Source organism: Pseudomonas cremoris (genome assembly GCF_014230465.1).
Map to the genome: position 1 here is coordinate 288525 of NZ_JAAXCY010000011.1, position 19054 is coordinate 307578.

15 protein-coding genes and 1 pseudogene are annotated in these 19054 nt (G+C 60.6%); 6 read left to right on the forward strand and 10 right to left on the reverse strand.

Going from position 1 to position 19054, the window contains the following annotated elements; genetic code table 11:
• The first annotated feature begins 58 nt into the window (after positions 1–58).
• Positions 59–943 (forward strand): LysR family transcriptional regulator, encoded by an 885-nt coding sequence (locus HF257_RS26020; RefSeq protein WP_185708241.1) that lies wholly within the window; start codon positions 59–61, stop codon positions 941–943.
• A gap of 3 nt (positions 944–946) precedes the next feature.
• Here HF257_RS26020 and HF257_RS26025 read toward each other — a convergent pair whose 3' ends face one another.
• The 4 genes and pseudogenes from HF257_RS26025 to HF257_RS26035 all read right to left on the reverse strand — a co-directional run bounded on the left by HF257_RS26025 (position 947) and on the right by HF257_RS26035 (position 3329).
• The gene (locus tag HF257_RS26025) at positions 947–1522 is read right to left on the reverse strand and encodes a flavin reductase family protein (RefSeq protein WP_185708240.1); all 576 of its coding nucleotides are present in this window, start codon (positions 1520–1522) and stop codon (positions 947–949) included.
• A gap of 52 nt (positions 1523–1574) precedes the next feature.
• Positions 1575–2006 (reverse strand): methyl-accepting chemotaxis protein, encoded by a 432-nt coding sequence (locus HF257_RS33695; protein WP_371920712.1) that lies wholly within the window; start codon positions 2004–2006, stop codon positions 1575–1577.
• Between the two features lie 108 nt (positions 2007–2114).
• Positions 2115–2933, reverse strand: a pseudogene (locus HF257_RS33700) (PAS domain-containing protein); the annotation flags it as partial.
• A gap of 63 nt (positions 2934–2996) precedes the next feature.
• Positions 2997–3329, reverse strand: coding sequence for a DUF2790 domain-containing protein (locus HF257_RS26035; protein ID WP_185708238.1), 333 nt, complete (start codon positions 3327–3329; stop codon positions 2997–2999).
• 224 nt (positions 3330–3553) lie between these two features.
• Here HF257_RS26035 and HF257_RS26040 point away from each other — a divergent pair, with 224 nt between their 5' ends.
• From HF257_RS26040 to HF257_RS26050, 3 genes are all read left to right on the forward strand, one after another.
• A complete protein-coding gene (locus HF257_RS26040) occupies positions 3554–4873 on the forward strand; it encodes an OprD family porin (protein WP_185708237.1) in 1320 nt (439 codons plus the stop codon).
• A 339-nt stretch (positions 4874–5212) separates the two neighbouring features.
• Positions 5213–5887, forward strand: a complete 675-nt coding sequence (locus tag HF257_RS26045; RefSeq protein WP_185708236.1) for a heavy metal response regulator transcription factor — start codon at positions 5213–5215, stop codon at positions 5885–5887.
• A complete protein-coding gene (locus HF257_RS26050) occupies positions 5884–7329 on the forward strand; it encodes a heavy metal sensor histidine kinase (protein WP_185708235.1) in 1446 nt (481 codons plus the stop codon). Before HF257_RS26045 ends, HF257_RS26050 begins: the two co-directional genes overlap by 4 nt.
• Here HF257_RS26050 and HF257_RS26055 read toward each other — a convergent pair.
• The 3 genes from HF257_RS26055 to HF257_RS26065 are packed head-to-tail and all read right to left on the reverse strand — an operon-like array spanning position 7235 to position 12742.
• Complete coding sequence (locus tag HF257_RS26055; RefSeq protein ID WP_185708234.1) at positions 7235–10381, reverse strand: CusA/CzcA family heavy metal efflux RND transporter; 3147 nt, start codon at positions 10379–10381, stop codon at positions 7235–7237. The genes HF257_RS26050 and HF257_RS26055 overlap by 95 nt on opposite strands.
• A gap of 18 nt (positions 10382–10399) precedes the next feature.
• The gene (locus HF257_RS26060; RefSeq protein WP_185708233.1) at positions 10400–11503 is read right to left on the reverse strand and encodes an efflux RND transporter periplasmic adaptor subunit; all 1104 of its coding nucleotides are present in this window, start codon (positions 11501–11503) and stop codon (positions 10400–10402) included.
• A gap of 18 nt (positions 11504–11521) precedes the next feature.
• Positions 11522–12742, reverse strand: coding sequence for a TolC family protein (locus HF257_RS26065; RefSeq protein ID WP_185708232.1), 1221 nt, complete (start codon positions 12740–12742; stop codon positions 11522–11524).
• 242 nt (positions 12743–12984) lie between these two features.
• Between HF257_RS26065 and HF257_RS26070 the strand changes: the two genes are divergently transcribed.
• Entirely contained in the window at positions 12985–14355 is a 1371-nt protein-coding gene (locus HF257_RS26070; protein WP_185708231.1) for a GntT/GntP/DsdX family permease, read from the forward strand.
• Between the two features lie 40 nt (positions 14356–14395).
• Here HF257_RS26070 and HF257_RS26075 read toward each other — a convergent pair whose 3' ends face one another.
• The 3 genes from HF257_RS26075 to HF257_RS26085 all read right to left on the reverse strand — a co-directional run bounded on the left by HF257_RS26075 (position 14396) and on the right by HF257_RS26085 (position 17402).
• A complete protein-coding gene (locus HF257_RS26075; protein WP_185708230.1) occupies positions 14396–14893 on the reverse strand; it encodes a DUF4411 family protein in 498 nt (165 codons plus the stop codon).
• Positions 14890–16026, reverse strand: a complete 1137-nt coding sequence (locus HF257_RS26080) for an XRE family transcriptional regulator (RefSeq protein ID WP_185708229.1) — start codon at positions 16024–16026, stop codon at positions 14890–14892. The genes HF257_RS26075 and HF257_RS26080 overlap by 4 nt, the downstream gene beginning before the upstream one ends.
• Before the next feature lie 71 nt (positions 16027–16097).
• Positions 16098–17402: an MFS transporter gene (locus tag HF257_RS26085; RefSeq protein ID WP_185708228.1), complete on the reverse strand. Its 1305-nt coding sequence runs from the start codon at positions 17400–17402 to the stop codon at positions 16098–16100.
• 185 nt (positions 17403–17587) lie between these two features.
• On the opposite strand from HF257_RS26085, the gene HF257_RS26090 reads away from it, so the two are divergent.
• The gene (locus HF257_RS26090) at positions 17588–19006 is read left to right on the forward strand and encodes a short-chain fatty acid transporter (RefSeq protein WP_122514145.1); all 1419 of its coding nucleotides are present in this window, start codon (positions 17588–17590) and stop codon (positions 19004–19006) included.
• Positions 19007–19054 lie beyond the last annotated feature (48 nt).

Genomic DNA, 19054 nt, shown 5'->3' on the forward strand with positions numbered 1-19054 from the left:
CTTTCATGCCCCACAGATGATAAATAGCTCTTTCACTCTTTCAGTAATGACTTTAATCATGGATCTGAATGCTGTCCGTTTGCTCGTCCGCGTAGCCGAAACCCGCAGCTTCACGCGCGCTGCAGGTGACCTAGGGCTGACCCAATCCGGCCTGTCCCGCGCTATTTCCCGCCTGGAAAGCGAACTGGGTGTGCGCCTGCTGCAACGCAATACCCGCAGCGTCAGCCTCACGCCCGACGGGCAGATGCTCTACGAGCGCAGCGCGCCATTGCTGGCGGAACTGGCCGAAACCGAAAAGCTCATGCTTGATCGACGCAGCACCCCGTCCGGCCTGTTGAAGATCAGCACGCCGTCGCTGTTCGGGCGCAAAGTGGTGATGCCCGTCATCGGCGAGCTGACATTGCGCTACCCCGAGTTGCGCATTGAAGCGGTGATGACCGACCGCCTGGTAGATATCGTCGACGAGGGCTTCGACGCCCTGCTGCGCACCGGCGAGATTCAGGACCAACGCCTGATCGCTCGCCCCCTGGCGCCGCTGCGCTGGGTCACCGTCGCCGCCCCCGCCTACCTCGCCCGCTTCGGCACCCCGCACAGCGTCGATGACCTTCAGGACCACAACTGCCTCACCGTGCGTAACTTGCGCAGCGGGCGCATGGTGGACTGGCAGTTCATGCTGGAAGGCAAGGTGCAAGACGTGAGCGTCGAAGGGCGGCTGATCTTTGATATCGGCGACGCGCTAGTGGACGGCGCCGTGGGCGGGTTTGGTATCGCCCAAGTGATGGACTTTGCGGTGCGCGACGACCTGGAGGCCGGACGGCTGGTGCCGGTGCTGGAGGCCTTCGCCGGGCGCAGCCGAACGATCTTGTTAGTGTATCCGCCGTCGCGGCAGTACTCGCCCAAGCTGATGGCGTTTGCCGACGCACTGGCAAACGCCCGCTGGTAAGGCTTACAGCTGGCGCCCGGTAATCGGTTGGCCGATGGTCAGGAAGTTGCCGCCCGCGATGTGATGCAAGGTGCGCAACTGGTCGTGGCCTTCGAAATGCCAGTGGCCCTCGCTGAACACGCGTTCGTCGGCATAGGCCGCGACCACTTCGCCGAGGAACAGGTCATAGGTCTGCTGGTTGTGGGGCTCGGGCAGTAGACGGCACTCCAGCCAAGCGACGCAACCTTCCAGTAGCGGTGCTTCGGTGTGCTCGCCGTTGAACGTCTGTAGGCCATAAGTGGCGAATTTGTCCGTCTCGGCGCCGCTGGTGTTGCCCACCGTTTGCACCAGGTCGGCCTGGGCCACGCACGGCACTTGAAGCACAAAGGTGCCAGCGCCTTCCAGCAGTTGGCGGGTCCAGGTGGCCTTGTCCAGCACCACCGCGACTTTCGGCGGTTCGAAATCCAGCGGCATAGCCCAGGCAGCGGCCATGATATTGCGCCGGCCATTGTGCGCGGCGCTCACCAGCACGGTCGGGCCGTGATTGAGCAAACGGTAGGCCTTGGACAGCGGAACGGGGCGACGGTGGGTAGGGCTCATGGACAGTCGGCTCTTCAAGCGAGAAAAAACCTACGATACCTGAGCCCTACGCTCAGCTCGACAGTTGATTGGCGAACTGACCGACAGCGCTGACGACTTTTTGCGCGCCGTCCTGGATCTCCACGATGACCGTGCCCGCCTCGGCCGCCAGGGCCAGGCCTTGCTCGGCTTGCAGACGCCCGTCGGTCATCAGGGTGACCGCATCGCGCGCCATGTCCTGGTTCTGACGCACCACGCCAACAATCTCCTCGGTCGCCTTGCTGGTCCGTGAGGCCAGTTGGCGAACCTCATCGGCCACCACCGCAAAACCACGGCCCTGCTCACCGGCACGCGCAGCCTCGATGGCGGCGTTGAGCGCCAGCAAGTTGGTCTGCTCGGCAATCCCGCTGATGGTCTTGACGATGGTGCCGATCACTTGGGATTGAGCATTCAGTGCCTCAATGCCTTCACCGGCCTGTTGCATGTGCTTGGCCAGGTCGCGCATCACATCCACCGCCTGCGTCACCACAGTGGTGCCGCGCTGGGCGCAGTTATCGGATTGCAGCGAGGTGCTGTAGGCAATGTTCGCCGCTTCGGCGACGGCTTGCTCCTGGTTGACCTGATCGGTGATCACCGTGGCGAACTTGACCACTTTGTACAGGCGATCCGTGGCGTCCAGTACCGGGTTATACGTCGCCTCCAACCACACCACGCGGCCGTGGCTATCAACACGCTTGAAGCGTGCGGCCACAAACTCACCGTTGTTCAGTCGTTTCCAGAACTCCTGGTACTCGGTGCTGTTGGACTCCTGCGGGTCACAGAACATGCGGTGATGTTTGCCTTGGATCTGCGCCAGGCTGTAACCCATGCCACTCAAAAAGCGGTCGTTGGCGGTAAGCACATGCCCCGCCAGGTCAAATTCGATCACCGCCGTGGAGCGCACCAGTGCCGTGATCAGGTTTTCATGCTCACGCGAGGCTTCAATCGTGCGAGTGAGGTCGCTGGAGAAAATCGAAAACTGCTTGATGCGCCCATCGGAACCGCGCACCGGCTGCACGATAGAACGCAGCCAGGCTTCCTGACCATTGCCGCGCATCAGGCGCACGGTCCCGGCAAAGTGTTCACCGCGCACCAAGGCGTTCTTGAAGCGCTGCTGGAACTCATCCTTACGCACATGAGCCGGCGCCAGGTCTTCGATAGGGCGCCCCAGCAGTTGAGTGCTCTGGTAGGCCAACTCCTGCAGGAAATTGCTGTTGGCCCATTCAACACGGCCTTCGGCATCCAGCGTCAGGCACAGCATTTCACTTTCCAGGCTCTCCTTCACCTGTTGCATGCTGGACAATTCTTCGCGAAGAGCCGACAGCTCCTGCTTCAAACGGGTGTTGAACATTGGGCACCGATGGTCAATTAGGCAGAGTGATCTGACCTGCATCGGCCCTGCGGGCGTTTTCTGAAGAGCACTTTAGCGCTGCGCCCAACTCTTTTTTTGGATCCATCAACCCCCGTTGTTTCGGCATACGCCCATCACTTGATACTCCAGGGTATTGAGCTTGCCGTTGGAGTCTTCATACGTCATGCGCGACGGCACCGGATTGCACGAGCGAATCGGCGGGGTGACGTTGACCACCTTGGCAATGTCCAGCTTCATGCCGTAGCGATAGGTCTGGACCACCGGCGCAGGCCGCCCGTTCTTTTCGGCATACGCCTCCATCGCTCGCTGATTGCGCTCCATCATCTGCGCAAACGTGCGATCGCCACCGCCCTCGGCCAATGCACCGAATGACAAGACGGCCGTTAATACACCCAGGCTAAGTTTATAAAAGTTCATCACAGGTTCCTCGACTGAAAGTTCAGTGCCGAGAGTAACCAGCGAACCCTGACGCGATGTTCACCAGAACATTACTTATTTGTTAGGTGGGCACAACGTTCCAGAATTGTAATGTTCGTGCAACGAACGCGTTACCTGCCATTTGCAACTATCGGCCCGGGCCATATCAATAAGAACGCCCACCTCATAAGAAGCTGATCACTGCCAATACCGAGGAGCGCAACATGCACACTGTTTATTACACCCTTCCCTTTTCATTGATTGCCGCACTGCCACTGGCCGCTGCCGCGCTGGAAGACAAGCCCGAAGGGTTTATCGAAGGCAGCAGCGTGAACGTGCTGGCTCGCAATTTCTATTTCAACCGCGATGACCGCAAAGGCCAGTCCAGCCCTACCGGCAACGGCTACTCCGAAGCCTGGGCGCAGGGGCTGATCGGCAGGTTCGAATCCGGCTTCACCCAGGGCACCGTCGGTTTTGGCCTGGATGCGTTTGCCATGTACGGCCTGAAACTCGACTCCGGCACCGGCCGCAGCGGCGGCAAGGGTTCGTTCGGCGTACTGCCGGTGGACAGCGACAACCACCCCAAGAGCAGCTACAGCAAAATCGGCGGCGCCGCGAAACTGCGCGTGCTCGACACCGTCGTCAAAGCGGGCGACGTGTTCCCACTGACGCCTGTGGTGGCCTACGGTGACTCGCGCCTGTTGCCGGAAAGCTTTCGTGGTGTGACCGCGCAAAACACCAGCCTGGAAGGGTTGAGCCTGCAAGGCGGGCGCCTGAGCGGCATGAGCCAGCCCACCGAAAGCGGCATGAACAAAGGGTTTGCGACGTTTTACGCCGGCAAGGTCGACTCGCCCTGGATCGGCTATTTCGGCGGCGACTACACAGTGAACAAACACCTCAGCGTGAGCCTTTACAGCAGCCGTTTGAAGGATGCGTGGGATCAGTATTACTTCGGCAGCGCCGCCAGCTACCCGCTGAACGACGACGTCTCGCTGTTCGGTGATTTCAACTATTACAAGGCCGTGGACGAAGGCAAAAAACTGCTCGGTGAGTTCGACAACAACATCTGGAGCGCCCGCTTCGGCGTGAAGGTCGGCGCCCACAGCGTGGCCGTGTCGCACCAGCGCAACAATGGCGACGACGATTTCGACTATCTGCGCCAGTCCGACTCGATCTTCCTCAACAACTCAATCCAGTACAGCGACTTCAACTCGCCCAAGGAGCGCTCCTGGATGGTGCGCTACGACCTGGACATGCAGCCGTTCGGCATTCCCGGCCTGTCGTTCATGACCCGCTACGGCAAGGGCACCGGCGCGGACTACAGCAACGCTAACGCGGTGTACATGCGCCGTGACGCTGCCGGCGACCCGCTCACCGATCAACGTCGCTGGGAACGCGATATCGAGGCCAAATATGTGGTGCAAAGTGGCCACTTGAAGGATTTGTCCCTGCGCTTGCGCCAGGCCACGGTGCGCTCCAGCGCGTTTGAGTCAGACCTGGAAGAAGTGCGCTTGATTGCCGAATACCCGCTGGCGGTTCTTTGAGTCATTACATTCGGTCGCGTTTAACTAACATCTGTTCACAAATAGCCTGTTATCAAAACTGTAATATTCGCCTCACCTTCTCGTTAAGTTGAACTTCGTACACTGGCTTCAACTTGCAACACCGAGCACATTCATCTCTGAAGCTTTTGTGTAGCTCCTTTGGAAAGAGATGAATTTTTAACGCCCCGTTGGGGCGTTTTTTTGTGCTCGTTTAGTTGCGACCGATGGTCGCAGTTGACCCTGAAGTCACTTCACGGTTCAGAATTTTCCTACTCCCCCGGCAAGACCTTCCATAAGGAAATGGATCCCCCCTTCTCTTTTCGAAAAAGGTAAATCTCCATGCGTATCCTTGTGGTCGAGGACGAGCAAAAAACTGCGGCCTACCTGCAACAAGGCCTCAGTGAAAGCGGCTATGTGGTCGACTGCGCTGCCAACGGTATCGACGGCCTGCACCTGGCAGGGCAGCACGCCTACGAACTGGTGATCCTTGACGTCAACCTGCCCGGCAAGGATGGCTGGGAAGTGCTGGACCACTTGCGCCGCACCGGCACCCAACGCGTGATGATGCTCACCGCGCGTGGCCGCCTGGACGACAAGATCAAGGGCCTGGACATGGGCGCCGATGATTACCTGGTCAAGCCCTTCGAGTTTCCTGAACTGCTGGCTCGGGTGCGCACCCTGTTGCGCCGCAGTGAACATATTCCGCAGCCGGATGTGTTCCGTGTCTCGGACCTGGAGCTGGACCCGCGCCGCCATCGCGCCTATCGCGGCAGCCGGCGGATCGACCTGACCACCAAGGAATTCGCCCTGCTCCAGGTGTTGATGCGCCAGACCGGCGAAGTGATGACCCGCACGCAGATCATCTCCCTGGTGTGGGACATGAATTTCGATTGCGACACCAATGTGGTGGAAGTCTCCATCAGCCGCCTGCGGGCCAAGGTGGATGACCAGAGCGAGGTCAAGTTGATCCACACCATTCGCGGCGTAGGCTATGTGCTGGAGGCACGCCCATGAAGACCAGCAGCTTGTCGATGCGCCTGGGGCTGACCGTCAGCCTGATGGGCGCCGGCCTGGTGGTGTTGCTGGCGACCCTGGCCTACCTGGCCCTGACCTTTGAGCTGGAGAAACTCGCGCGCAAGGGCCTGGAAAGCAAAATGGAGCAGATCCAGCACAGCTTGGCGCAAGGCCTCGACACCCGCGCCATTCGTGCGCGCCCGCATGCGCTGATGGACCTGGTGATGGGCCACGACAACTTCTACCTGACCATCGTCGCCACTGCGCCCGATGACAGGGTGTTGCTGAGCGTTGGCGCTAAACCGCAAGAGCCGTTGCTCACCACTTATGCACACCGGGAAACCCTGGGTTACCTCAATTGGGAAGACAGTTTCGGCAACCAGGTGCTCAGCGCCTCCAGCCTGATGCGCCTGGCCAGTGGCGAGCGGGTGCGCGTGTTGCTGTCCCTCGACCGCATGGACGACCAGGCTTTGCTCAGTGCCTACCTGCGCGCCACGGTGATCGCCTTGCCGATGCTGTTGATCCTGATCGGCATGGGCGCCTGGTGGCTGGTGCAACGCGGCTTGGCGCCGTTGAAGCAGTTCAGCCAAGTGGCGGCCAAAGTCACCACCCAGGACCTGACCCATCGCTTGGCGGTCGATAACTTGCCCTTTGAGCTGGGCGAACTGGCGCAGGGTTTCAACGTGATGCTCAAGCGCCTGGACGCGGGGGTGCAGCAGCTTTCACAGTTTTCCGACGACCTCGCCCACGAATTGCGCGCGCCCCTGACCAACCTGATGGGCAAGGCGCAGGTGACGCTTTCGCGCCAGCGACCGCCAGACGAGTACAAGGCTGTGCTGGAGTCCAACACCGAGGAGCTGGAGCGCCTGGCGCGCATCGTCTCCGACATGTTGTTCCTGGCCCAGGTCAGCCACCCGGCGGCACGGGCTTCGTTCACGCCTGTGTCGCTGGCAGATGAAGCGCAGCGGGTGATGGAACTGTTCGCCCTGAGCGCCGAGGACAAACAACTGAGCCTGACCCTCAGCGGCGATGCCCAGGTGCGCGGTGACCGCCTGATGATCCAGCGCGCCCTCTCCAACCTGCTGTCCAATGCCATCCGCCACAGCCCGCAGGGCGCGCATATTTCGCTGTTGGTGGAAGCTTATGGCAACAACGCCTCGATATCGGTCAGCAACCCCGGCGCCGGTATCGAAGCGCACCACCTGCCGCACCTGTTCGAGCGTTTCTACCGTGTCGACAGCAGCCGCGCCCGCACCGAAGGCGGCACCGGCCTGGGGCTGGCCATCGTGCGTTCGATCATGATCCTGCACCTGGGGCAGGCCGAAGTACGCAGCCTGCCCGGTGGGTTCACGTTGTTTCGGTTGGTGTTTCCTCTTCCTTGCGATGCGCCCATTGGTATAGCGCCGGCAGCACCAGCAAGGTCAGCAACGTCGAGGAAATAATCCCACCGATCACCACCGTCGCCAGCGGCCGTTGCACTTCGGCGCCGGTGCCGGTGGCGAGCGCCATGGGGATAAACCCGAGGGAGGCCACCAGCGCCGTCATCAACACCGGACGCAGCCGGGTCAGCGCGCCTTCGTTGATGGCCACCGTCAACGAGCGCCCCTCCTCACGCAGGTTGCGGATAAACGCAATCATCACCAGCCCGTTGAGAACCGCTACGCCGGACAACGCAATAAACCCCACCCCCGCCGAGATCGACAGCGGAATATCCCGCAGCCACAGCGCCATGATCCCACCGGTCAACGCGAACGGAATGCCGGTGAACACCAGCAGCCCATCCTTGAGGTTGTTGAACATCATGAACAACAGCCCAAACACCAGCAGCAACGCCACCGGCACCACGATGCGCAGGCGCTCGGAGGCTTCCTTCAACTGTTCGAACTGACCGCCCCAGGTGGTCCAGTAACCGGCCGGCACGTTCACTTGTGCGATGATGGCGGCCTCGGCCTCGTCCACGAACGAGCCGATATCACGCCCCCGCACGTTGGCGCTGACGATGACCAAGCGCTTGCCGTTTTCGCGGCTGATCTGGTTCGGGCCGAGCACCAGATCCAGGCTGGCCACTTGCGACAAGGCGATAAAGCCCAACTCGCCGGACGCATTACCGGGCACCGGGATCAACAGGCGTGACAGCCCGTCGATGTCGGTACGCAAAGCGTCGGACAACCGCACGACCATGTCGAAACGCCGGTCACCTTCGTACAACGTACCGGCCTGACGGCCACCGACCGCGACAGCAATGGTGTCCTGCACATCGCCCACATTCAGGCCAAACCGTGCGGCCTTGTCACGGTCGATATTGATCGTCAGTACCGGCAGGCCGGAGGTTTGCTCCACCTTCACTTCCGAAGCGCCGTTGAGCTTTTGCAAGGTTTCGGCGATCTCTCCCGCTGTCTTGTTCAGCACCGCCATGTCATCGCCAAACACCTTCACCGCCACATCGCTGCGTACACCGGAAATCAACTCGTTGAAGCGCAGCTGGATCGGTTGCGACAGTTCATACGCGCTGCCGGGCACAATCGCACTGGCGCGCTGGATATCGGCGATCAACGTCTCACGGGACTTTTTCGGATCGGGCCACTGGTCCTTCGGCTTGAGCATCACGTAGCTGTCGGAAATATTCGGCGGCATAGGGTCGGACGCAATTTCCGCCGTGCCGGTACGCGCGAACACCCGCTGGATTTCCGGCACCTCGGCCATCAAGGTTTTTTCCAGCTGCTGCTGCATCTGCACCGATTGCGTCAGGCTGGTGCCGGGCACGCGCAACGCCTGTTGGGCGAAGTCGCCTTCACTGAGGCTGGGGATAAACTCACTGCCCATGCGGCTGGCAACTACCCCCGAGCCGACGATGGTCAACACCGCCAAACCAAACACCAGCGGTCGGCGTGCCATCACCCAATCCAGCACCGGCGCATAAGCACGACGGGCGGTGCGCATCACCAGGTTTTCTTCTTCCTTGACCTTGCCAGTGACGAACAGCGCAATCGCCGCCGGCACGAAGGTCACCGACAGGATCATCGCCCCCAGCAAGGCGATCACCACGGTGAACGCCATCGGGTGGAACATCTTCCCGGCCACCCCGGTGAGGGCGAAGATCGGCAGGTACACCACCATGATGATCAGTTGCCCGAAGATCAGCGCGCGCCGCGCTTCCTTGGCCGCCGAAAACACTTCGTGCAGGCGCTCGCTGCGGGTCAATAATCGGCCGTGACGCTGTTGCGCATGGGCCAGCCGGCGAATGGCGTTCTCGACGATGACCACCGCGCCGTCGACGATAATGCCGAAGTCCAGCGCGCCGAGACTCATCAGGTTGGCGCTGACCTTGTTGGTGAACATGCCGGTAAAGGTGAACAGCATTGCCAGCGGAATCACCATTGCCGTGATCAACGCGGCGCGGATATTGCCGAGGAACAAGAACAGCACCGCGACCACCAGCAATGCGCCTTCGAAGAGGTTTTTCTTCACCGTGGCGATGGCTTTTTCCACCAGGTTGGTACGGTCGTAAACCGTGACCGCCACCACACCCTCTGGCAGCGAACGGTTGATCTCTTCAAGTTTTTTTGCCACCGCCTGGGACACGCTTCGGCTGTTTTCACCGATCAACATGAACACCGTTCCTAGCACCACCTCACGACCATTCTCGGTGGCCGCGCCGGTACGCAGTTCACGACCGATCTCGACCTGGGCCACATTGCGCACGCGAATCGGCGTGCCGTCCGAGGAGGTGATGACGATATTGGCGATGTCATCGATTGACGCCACCTGCCCTGGTGCACGGATCAACAACTGTTCACCACTACGCTCGATATACCCGGCACCGACGTTGGCGTTGTTGCGCTCAAGCGCCGTGACCAGATCATTCAAGGTCAGCTTGTAGGCCGCCAAACGCTTGGGGTCGGGGGCAATCTGGTATTCCTTGGCGAAGCCACCGATGGTGTTGATCTCAGCCACACCGGGCACGTTGCGCAGTTGCGGCTTGATGATCCAGTCCTGGATCACGCGCAGGTCGGTCGGCGTATAGGGCGTGCCATCCTCCTTGAGCGCGCCGTCCTCGGCTTCGACGGTCCACAGGAAGATTTCCCCGAGGCCGGTGGAAATCGGTCCCATCGCGGTTTCGATACCCGGCGGCAATTGTTCGCGGGCCACTTGCAGGCGCTCGTTGACCAATTGCCGGGCAAAGAACAAATCGGTGCCGTCCTTGAAGATCACCGTCACCTGGGACAAACCGGAGCGCGACAGGGAACGGGTTTGCTGCAACCCCGGTAACCCGGCCATCGCGGTCTCGATGGGAAAGGTGATGCGCTGCTCGGTTTCCAGCGGCGAAAACCCCGCCGCCGCCGAGTTGATCTGTACCTGCACATTGGTAATGTCGGGCACCGCGTCGATGGGCAACTTTTGATAGCTGGCAATGCCGACTCCGGCCATCAACAGCACCGCCAGCAGCACGATGATGCGCTGCTCGATGGCGAATTGGATAAGGCGCTCAAACATGAGGAATCACTCGCGGGATCAATGGGCGTGCTCGGCCGAGCCTTTACCCAGTTCGGACTTGAGGATGAAACTGCCAACCGTGGCCACCTGCGCGCCGGCGTCGAGGCCCTGGCGCACTTCGACGTAGCCGTCTTCGCTCACGCCTAACTCAAGGTGGCGCGTGACAAAACCGTGCTCGGTGCGCTCGAACACCGAGGGTTTGTCCTCGACGGTCTGGATCGCGGCCTGGGGCACGGTGACCTTGGCCTGGTAGGTGTCCGTGGCCAATTGCACGCTGACAAACAAGCCGGGGCGCCAGGCGTCGTCGGGGTTGGGCACCGTCACGCGCACCGTGGCGGTACGTGTCTGCTCACCCAGCAGGCTGCCGACGTAGGCCACGCTGCCACGCACGTCGGTGCCCATTTCGGTGGACGTGACTTTCACGGCTTTACCGACGCGCACTTTGTTCAAGTCCTTGGGGAATACGCCAAAGGTGACCCACACCTGGGACAGGTCGGAAAGGGTGAAGGCGTTGCTGATTTCGCTGACCACTTCGCCAACGCCGAGGTGTTTTTCCACCACGACACCGGCGAACGGTGCGCGCAGTTCATAGCGATTACCGCCGACCAATACGGCGCTACCGCTGAGGGCGCTCATCTTCTGGCGCGCGTTGTTCAAGGCGATTTCGGCTTCTTGCAGGGTTTGGCGCGCCAGCAGGTAATCCTGCTCGGCGGATATCTTGTCCTGCCACAGCTGACGCTCACGCTGGAAGGTGGTGCGCGCCAGTTCGACCCGGCGTTCGCTGGCGGCCAACTCGCTGCGCTGGTCGGAAATCTGCTGGCTGGCGATCACCGCCAACAGCTCGCCTTTCTTTACCGACTGACCGAGATTGACCTTCACTGACTCCACCACACCGGCCGCACGCGGCACGATGTGTGAGGTGCGGTCTTCGTCGAACCGCACCTCTCCCGGCAGCGTCAGCATCGTGCTGAGCGCGCGCGGTTGGGCCTGGGCCAGCTGAATGCCGGCGGCCTGGATCTGCTGTTCGGTGAGCTCAAGTTCGCCTTCTTCATCAGCCTTTGCAAAGCCAGACAGCATCAGGCTCAAGGCGATGGCAAGCGCCACGCCGTGTGGTTTATTCATGGGTCACTCCTGGAGAAATCAAAACCGGGCGAGGTCGCCGTAGATCCGTTCGATGCGCACCCAGGCGTCGGTGGCCTGGGCGGTCGCCGTGAGGTATTGGGTGCGGGCCGCGATCAGGGTGCGCTGGGCGTCGAGCACATCGAGGAAGTTGAACTTGCCCATTTCAAAGCCACGTGTGGCGCTGTCGACTGCGTTTTGTGCCGCGGGCAGGATCTGCTGGTTGAACGCACGCACCTCGGTATTGGCGGTTTGCCACAGGTCCAGTGCTTGTCGGGTTTCGGTGCGCAGACGCAGTTCGGCGGCGTTGCGCAGGTCGCGCGCCTGGTCGGCGCGACGGCTGGCGGCGAGCACGTTGCCCTGATTGCGGTTGAACAACGGGATGGGCATCGACACGCCCACCACGTTCACCCGTTCACGCACGCTGGCGTCGTATTGGCTGCCGATGGACACATCGAGATCGGGAATGCGCTGGGCTTTTTCCAAGCCTACGCTGGCATCGTTCTGCAAGACCTGCAGTTCAGCCAGGCGCAACTCGGCAGTTTGTTCGAGGCGCGCCAACAGTAGCGCCGCCGGTGGCAGGACTGGAGTGGACTCACGTTGTGAGGCGACAGCCTGGAAGTCCGGCGTGGCGCTGCCGGTGCTGGCGGCCAGGCGACGATAGGCATCGGTGAGGCCAATCTGCGCACGGTTCAGTTCCAGGCGTATTTCCGAGAGTTGCACCTGAGCGCGGGTGGCCTCCACAGGTGATGATTTACCTGCGCTGACACGACCGTTGGCAACGATCAGGCCGCGCTCGGCCAACGCCAGGGAGCGTTGTGCCAGATCAAGCCGTTCCTGGGCACGCAGGGCCGCGTAATAACTGTCGATTACGTCGGCGCGCAAGCCATTGCGGCGCTGCTCCAGGGTCAATGCGGCGGCATCCTGGGCGCGTGTGGCCACGTCGACACGAGCCCCCCGCTTGCCGCCCAGTTCGAGCGTTTGGCTGAGTTTGATCGTGGTAGTGCGGCTATCGCGGCGAGTGTCTTCGGCATCCCAGGAGACCACCGGGTTGGGGATCAAACCGGCCTGCTGGCGACCGCCCTCAGCGATATCGATTTCCCAGCGGGCTGCGGCCAGCTCGGGGTTGTTGGCAAATGCGTTTTGCAGGGCTGTATCGAGGGTCAGTGTTTGTGCCTGAACGGCACTGGCGGTCACCCAGAACAGCGTCGTCACAAGGAAGTTTCTAACGGAAATTGCCATAACGAGAGTTCCACGCCCATGAAGTCGAAGCGGGGGCAATGTAGCGTTCGCGACTTATCAGGGCGGTGGAGGGAAGATTACAAATACGACAGCAATGGCTCTGCGGCGGGCGTTGGCGACGACTACCGCTGATCGCACCAAAACGGTACACCGGCACTTGGCCAGTGCGGGATCAGGTATGCTTTTCGGGCAGGAAACAAAAAGAAACAATTTCCCCTACCTGTTCGATAAGGAGTCCCGCTTTGGAGTTATCGACTGCCGCGTGGATGGTTCACGACACCCGTCTTATGTTTTGCGTGCTGCTGGCCATCGCCAGCATCATCGTGCTGATCAGCGCGACCAAATTACCGCCATTTCTGTCGATCCTGATCGGCACCTTCATCGCCGGCGTCGGCGCCGGGCTGCCACCGGAAGAAGTGGCCAAGGCATTCAGCAAAGGCGCGGGGGCGATCCTCGGTGAGGCCGGGATCATCATTGCCCTGGGCTCTATGCTCGGTGCGCTGATGGCCGAGTCCGGTGCTGCCGACCGCATCGCCACCACGTTGCTCGGGCTGGGCAAAGGCAAGTCCTTGCCATGGGTGATGGCGCTGGTGGCGATGGTGATCGGCCTGCCGCTGTTCTTCGAAGTGGGCCTGGTGATGATGGTGCCGATCATCTTTGTGATGGCCAAGCGCTCGAACCAACCGCTGCTGAAAATCGCCATTCCCGCACTGGCCGGCATGACCACGCTGCACGCCCTGATGCCTCCGCACCCGGGGCCGTTGATTGCGGTGGGCGCGTTGCACGCCGACCTGGGCCTGACCATGTTGCTGGGCTTCTGCCTGGCGGTGCCGGCGGTGATTCTGGCGGGTCCGATCTACGGCAACTGGCTGTCCAAGCGCCTGCACGTAGATGAACCGGCCGACATCGGCGCGCTGTTCAGCGCACCGCCCAAGGCACCGCGCCAGCCGAGTTTTGCGGTGTCGTTGCTGATCATCTTGCTGCCGGTGATTTTGATGCTCGGCAGCACCTTGGCCAAAGTCGCCATGTCGCCGGAAAGCCCGGTGGCACTGACTTTGAAATTCCTTGGTGAACCGCTGATTGCCCTCGGCCTGGCCGTGATCGCTGCCGTGATCTGCCTGGGCTGGGCGGCCGGCATGCCGCGCAGCGACGTCGGCAACACCCTGCGCAAAGCCCTCGCCCCCATCGCCGTGTTGCTACTGACCATCGGCGCCGGCGGCGGGCTAAAACAAACCCTGCTGGACGCGGGCGTGAGTCAAACCATAAGCAAAGTCGCCGAAGGCGCGCACATGCCGTACTTGCTGCTGGCGTGGCTGATCGCCGTCGCCCTGCGCCAGGCCACCGGCTCGGCCACCGTCGCCACCACCACGACCGCTGGTATCCTCGCACCAATGATGATGGGTCTGGCCGCCACCCAAAGCTCATTGGTAGCGCTGGCCATTGGCGCAGGCTCGGTGTTCTTCTGCCACGTCAACGACGCCGGCTTCTGGATGGTGCGTGAGTACTTTGGCCTGCAGTTGAAACAGACGATTTGGGTGTGGTCGGTGCTGCAGACCATCGTTTCAGTCGTCGGTTTGGTGGGTACGCTGCTGCTCTGGCATTTTTTGACCTGAGGGTGAAGCTTTGAGGGGAGGTTCACTTCCCCTCGTTTGCTCAATGATGCAAAACGAAGCGTGCATCCAGCTTGCCGAGCAGCTCGAATGTGTTCATGTAAGGCACGCCAAACAGCGAGCACACGTTGGGGATCGTGAATTTGCGTTTAATGTCGAGGTTGTAGACCTCATGGGTAACCACTACAGCCCCCGTCGTCATAGCCTTGGCAATCAACCAAGGATCAGCGCCCTCAAGGAACTCTTCAAGCGCTCCCGCCTTCATCACAGGCACCTGCTCAGCAATCTTTGCAACGATATCTGCAAATGCCGCCTGAGTCGGCTGATCGTTAGCGTATTCGAAGAGGTGCGTATTGCCTTTCACCCACTGGGTCAGATCATCATTGCCGCGGGCCAACTCCTCCCGTACCTGCACGATACTGGCAATCTCTAGGGCCTGATGTTGTTGAAGAATCCACGCCCAATAGCCTGGGCAAATTGTCATCCCGTAATAACGGTTCTTGGCCTCAATCAGCGTGTTCGAATCCAGTAGATGCTTCATGCCGATAGTTTCATCCCGTAAGCCTTCAACTTCGCAGGCTGTACGCCGAGAAGTTTTCCAGCATCACGCAGCAAAATCCGGCCGCTCTGCGCTTCGGCCAAAACAGCCTTGCTCAAGCGTGTACTGTTTCTAACGGATGCCGTGCGGTAGTAGTCCCCTCCACTGCCTTCTTTATCTCGATAGGCCTGTAAGATCCCGCGATAGTAGGCGCCGTACTGATCACTGCTGATATAACCAAGGTCACGGGCACGACGAGCAATCACTAACGCGCTGACGTGAAAGCGCCCGGCCAAGGGCGCGAGGTTTTCTTCCCAGTAGATATCCGAATTCCAATGCGCTCGAAAAACGAGCTCCGGAGCCAGAAACTCTCCCGCCACAGCATTGCAAAAAGCTTCTTCCTGACGGACACCTTGACCGCCACCATCAGATACGCCCGTGCTGCCAATCCAGATATGTGCCAGTTCATGCATTAATGTGAAAAGCCGGGCTGCAGGTGCGTCTGCACTATTGATAAACACCACAGGGGCCATGGCGTTGCTGATGGCAAAGCCTCGAAACTCGCTGACATCGAGCTTGCGGTGGGTATTCCCCAATGCCACCCCGCTTCGCATCACGAGAATACCGGCGTCCTCAGCGCCACTCACCAATGCCCTAACGTAGTCCTCATACCCCATGCGAGCAAAAGCATCCGTCACGCCAAGTACACGGCGAATATCGTCCACAACGTCTTTGATGGGCGAGTGGCTACTGAAACTCCCCACGAACGGGAGCGGGGATCGTTCGTGATCCTGCAAGTATTCCAGATACCAATCTTGCTTGCGGAGTACGTCTCTGACTGTATCCATCAAGTTCAAGCTGGGTTTGTCAGGGACCGCGCCACCCACAGTGCGCAGGTCTGGAAGCGGAAGATGGTCCTGTGGTGGTGTCTTCAGAAAGAGAAAACCAAAAGGGACATGCACAATGGCAGCCCACTTTTGCGCTTGGTTGAACGTGGGTAGGCTCTGACCTCCTTCCCACTCAGCAACCCTTTCCCATTTGACCGTCATGCCTTTAGCAACTTGTACCTCAGACAACCCTGCCCGCTGGCGGGACCAGGACAGGATTTGAGGATTAATAAAGGCGGTCTGAGTCATTGAGTAAAAGTCGCTAATCAGAAGTGGACGTGACTATAGAAGTGAGAAACCTACCCGTCAATTGATGGCCCCTAGGCCCTATTTGTAACCGTATCCAGTGTATGGCGCTTACCAAACAGCGCCACACTCACCACTCCCACCGCCCCCATCACCAGGCAATAGCCCACACAAATCCACGGGCTGGTCGGCATCAGCGCAATCAACAGCAGTGGCGTGGTACTCGCCCACAGCGCGTACGCAATGTTGTAGGTAAAGGAAATCCCCGATACCCGCACCGACGCCGGAAACAACCCGACCATCACCGACGGCACCGCGCCGACCACCCCACAACTCAAGCCCGCCACGGCATACGCCGCACCCAGCCAGATACCACCGCTGATCAGGCTGGCGTACAACACCGCAATTCCCACTGGCAGCAACAGGCTGTAGACCAGTACCGCGCGCCAGGCGCCAATGCGGTCCACCAACAGGCCGGCGAGGACGCAGCCGATATTCAGGAACACAATGCCCAGCGCACTCAAAGCGAAGGTGTGGCTGGGGCTCATGCCGAAGGTTTTTTGCATCATGGTTGGGGTGATGACCACGAGCACCACCACGGCGGAGGTGAGCACGCAGGTGAGGATCATCGCCGGTAGCAGCACGGCGCGGTGGTCGCGCAATACGGTGCGCAGTGGCATTTCGGCGGCGGCTTGGCGGCGGGCCTGCATTTCGAGGAACACCGGGGTTTCGCTGAGCCAGCGCCGCAGCCATACGCCGATCACGCCGAACACGCCGCCCAGCAGGAAAGGCAAGCGCCAGGCGTAGTCGAGGATCTCGGCAGGCGTAAAGACTTGCGCCAGCAGCGTGGCGGTCAGTGCGCCGAGCAGGTAGCCAAAGGTCAGCCCCGCTTGTAGGAAACCCAGCGCGTAACCGCGATGGCTCCTTGGCGCGTGCTCAGCGACGAAGGTCCAGGCGCTGGGCACTTCGCCGCCCACGGCGGCACCTTGCAAGACGCGCAGCACCAACAGGATCAGCGGCGCGAAATAACCGATTTGTGCGTAGGTGGGCATGATCCCGATCAGCAGGCAGGGCAAGGCCATCATCAGGATGCTCAGGCTGAATACGCGCTTGCGCCCGAGGTGATCGGCGAAGTGCGCCATCAGGATGCCGCCCAATGGGCGTGCCAGATAACCGGTGACGAAGATGCCGAAGCTTTGCAGCAAGCGCAGCCACTCGGGCATTTCCGGAGGGAAAAACAGTTGGCTGAGGGTCAGCGCGAAGAATACGAAGATGATGAAGTCGTAGATTTCCAGGGCGCCGCCCAGGGCGGCCAGGCCCAGGGTTTTGTAGTCGGAGCGGGAAAAACGCTGCGCCTGTGGAGAAAAGGTGGCAGTCATGGTGAGGCTCGGCAGACAAACAAAATGGCGTGCAGGTTATGAGCTGAGCCGGATGATGGCAATCGCGACAGATATATTTGTTTTCCTCATGGATCGATGAAGATAACTGCATTCCCATATCAAGGGGCGTAGCGGAACATGCCGGAAAACTGCCTGCCCCCTAATAACTATAAGAGGAATGACTCGTGGCCGATGCTATCGAAGAAAGCCGCTATGCCCGCTTTGCCCTGCGCTGCTCCAACTTCGCCGAACGCTGGTTTCCTGACTCCTGGGTGTTTGCCGCCCTCGCCGTGATCATTGTCGCCGTGGCGACCCTGGGCATGGGCGCAGCACCGACCGAGGCCGCCAAGGCTTTTGGTGATGGGTTCTGGAGCTTGATCCCGTTCACCATGCAGATGGCCTTTGTGGTGATCGGCGGTTATGTGGTTGCCAGCTCGCCGCCTGCGGTGAAACTGATTGATCGCCTGGCGCGTATTCCAAAGAACGGCCGCTCGGCCGTGGCGTGGGTGGCGTTGATCTCCATGGTCGCCTCCTTGCTGAACTGGGGCTTGTCCCTGGTGTTCGGCGGTTTGCTGGTGCGCGCGTTGGCGCGTCGTACGGATTTGCGCATGGATTACCGCGCGGCCGGCGCCGCTGCCTATTTGGGCCTCGGTGCGGTGTGGGCCTTGGGGTTGTCATCGTCGGCGGCGCAGTTACAGGCCAACCCGGCCAGCCTGCCACCGTCGATCCTGTCGATCACCGGGGTGATCCCGTTCACCGACACGATCTTCCTGTGGCAATCGGGCGTGCTGTTGCTGGCGCTGATTGTGGTGTCGCTGATCATCGCCTACGCCACCGCGCCCGGCCCGAACAGCGCGCGTGATGCCAAGGCATGTGGCGTCGACCCGGCGTTCAACTTGCCCAAGATCCAAGCGCCGACCCGTCCAGGTGAATGGCTGGAGCACAGCCCGCTGCTGACGATTTTGCTGGCGTTGCTGGCGGCCGGTTGGTTGTTCCACGAGTTCTCGACCAAACCGGCGATCAGCGCCATCTCGGGGCTGAACACCTATAACTTCCTGTTCATCATGGTCGGCGCATTGTTGCACTGGCGCCCGCGCAGCTTCCTCGATGCGGTGGCCCGTGCGGTGCCAACCACCACCGGCGTGCTGATCCAGTTCCCGCTGTACGGCTCGATTGCCGCGCTGATGACCGTGGTCAAGGGCGGTGACGGCCAAACCCTGGCGCACCATATCTCAACCTTCTTTACCTCCATCGCCTCCCACGACACTTATGCGCTGTTGATGGGCGTGTACTCGGCGGTGCTGGGCTTCTTTATTCCATCGGGCGGCGGTAAGTGGATCATCGAAGCGCCGTACGTGATGCAAGTGGCCAATGACCTGCAATACCACCTGGGCTGGGCGGTGCAGATCTACAACGCCGCTGAAGCGTTGCCGAACCTGATCAACCCGTTCTATATGCTGCCGTTGCTGGGAGTACTGGGGTTGAAGGCGCGGGACTTGATCGGCTTTTCGTTTGTGCAGTTGCTGGTGCACACGCCGCTGGTGTTGTTCCTGCTGTGGGCGTTGGGGACGACGTTGAAGTATTTGCCGCCGGTGATGCCGTAGTTCCGTCCGATCAACTGCGTGGGGTTGTCCTACTTCAAACAACGACAA

Excerpts from the sequence above, each read along its gene's own strand:
- HF257_RS26075 (WP_185708230.1), bottom strand. The coding sequence starts at position 14,893 with ATGAAGCATCTACTGGATTCGAACACGCTGATTGAGGCCAAGAACCGT.
- HF257_RS26040 (WP_185708237.1), top strand. The coding sequence starts at position 3,554 with ATGCACACTGTTTATTACACCCTTCCCTTTTCATTGATTGCCGCACTG.
- HF257_RS26085 (WP_185708228.1), bottom strand. The coding sequence starts at position 17,402 with ATGACTGCCACCTTTTCTCCACAGGCGCAGCGTTTTTCCCGCTCCGAC.
- HF257_RS26080 (WP_185708229.1), bottom strand. The coding sequence starts at position 16,026 with ATGACTCAGACCGCCTTTATTAATCCTCAAATCCTGTCCTGGTCCCGC.
- HF257_RS26020 (WP_185708241.1), top strand. The coding sequence starts at position 59 with ATGGATCTGAATGCTGTCCGTTTGCTCGTCCGCGTAGCCGAAACCCGC.
- HF257_RS26035 (WP_185708238.1), bottom strand. The coding sequence starts at position 3,329 with ATGAACTTTTATAAACTTAGCCTGGGTGTATTAACGGCCGTCTTGTCA.
- HF257_RS26065 (WP_185708232.1), bottom strand. The coding sequence starts at position 12,742 with ATGGCAATTTCCGTTAGAAACTTCCTTGTGACGACGCTGTTCTGGGTG.
- HF257_RS26050 (WP_185708235.1), top strand. The coding sequence starts at position 5,884 with ATGAAGACCAGCAGCTTGTCGATGCGCCTGGGGCTGACCGTCAGCCTG.
- HF257_RS26045 (WP_185708236.1), top strand. The coding sequence starts at position 5,213 with ATGCGTATCCTTGTGGTCGAGGACGAGCAAAAAACTGCGGCCTACCTG.
- HF257_RS26025 (WP_185708240.1), bottom strand. The coding sequence starts at position 1,522 with ATGAGCCCTACCCACCGTCGCCCCGTTCCGCTGTCCAAGGCCTACCGT.
- HF257_RS26060 (WP_185708233.1), bottom strand. The coding sequence starts at position 11,503 with ATGAATAAACCACACGGCGTGGCGCTTGCCATCGCCTTGAGCCTGATG.
- HF257_RS26055 (WP_185708234.1), bottom strand. The coding sequence starts at position 10,381 with ATGTTTGAGCGCCTTATCCAATTCGCCATCGAGCAGCGCATCATCGTG.
- HF257_RS33695 (WP_371920712.1), bottom strand. The coding sequence starts at position 2,006 with ATGCGCGACCTGGCCAAGCACATGCAACAGGCCGGTGAAGGCATTGAG.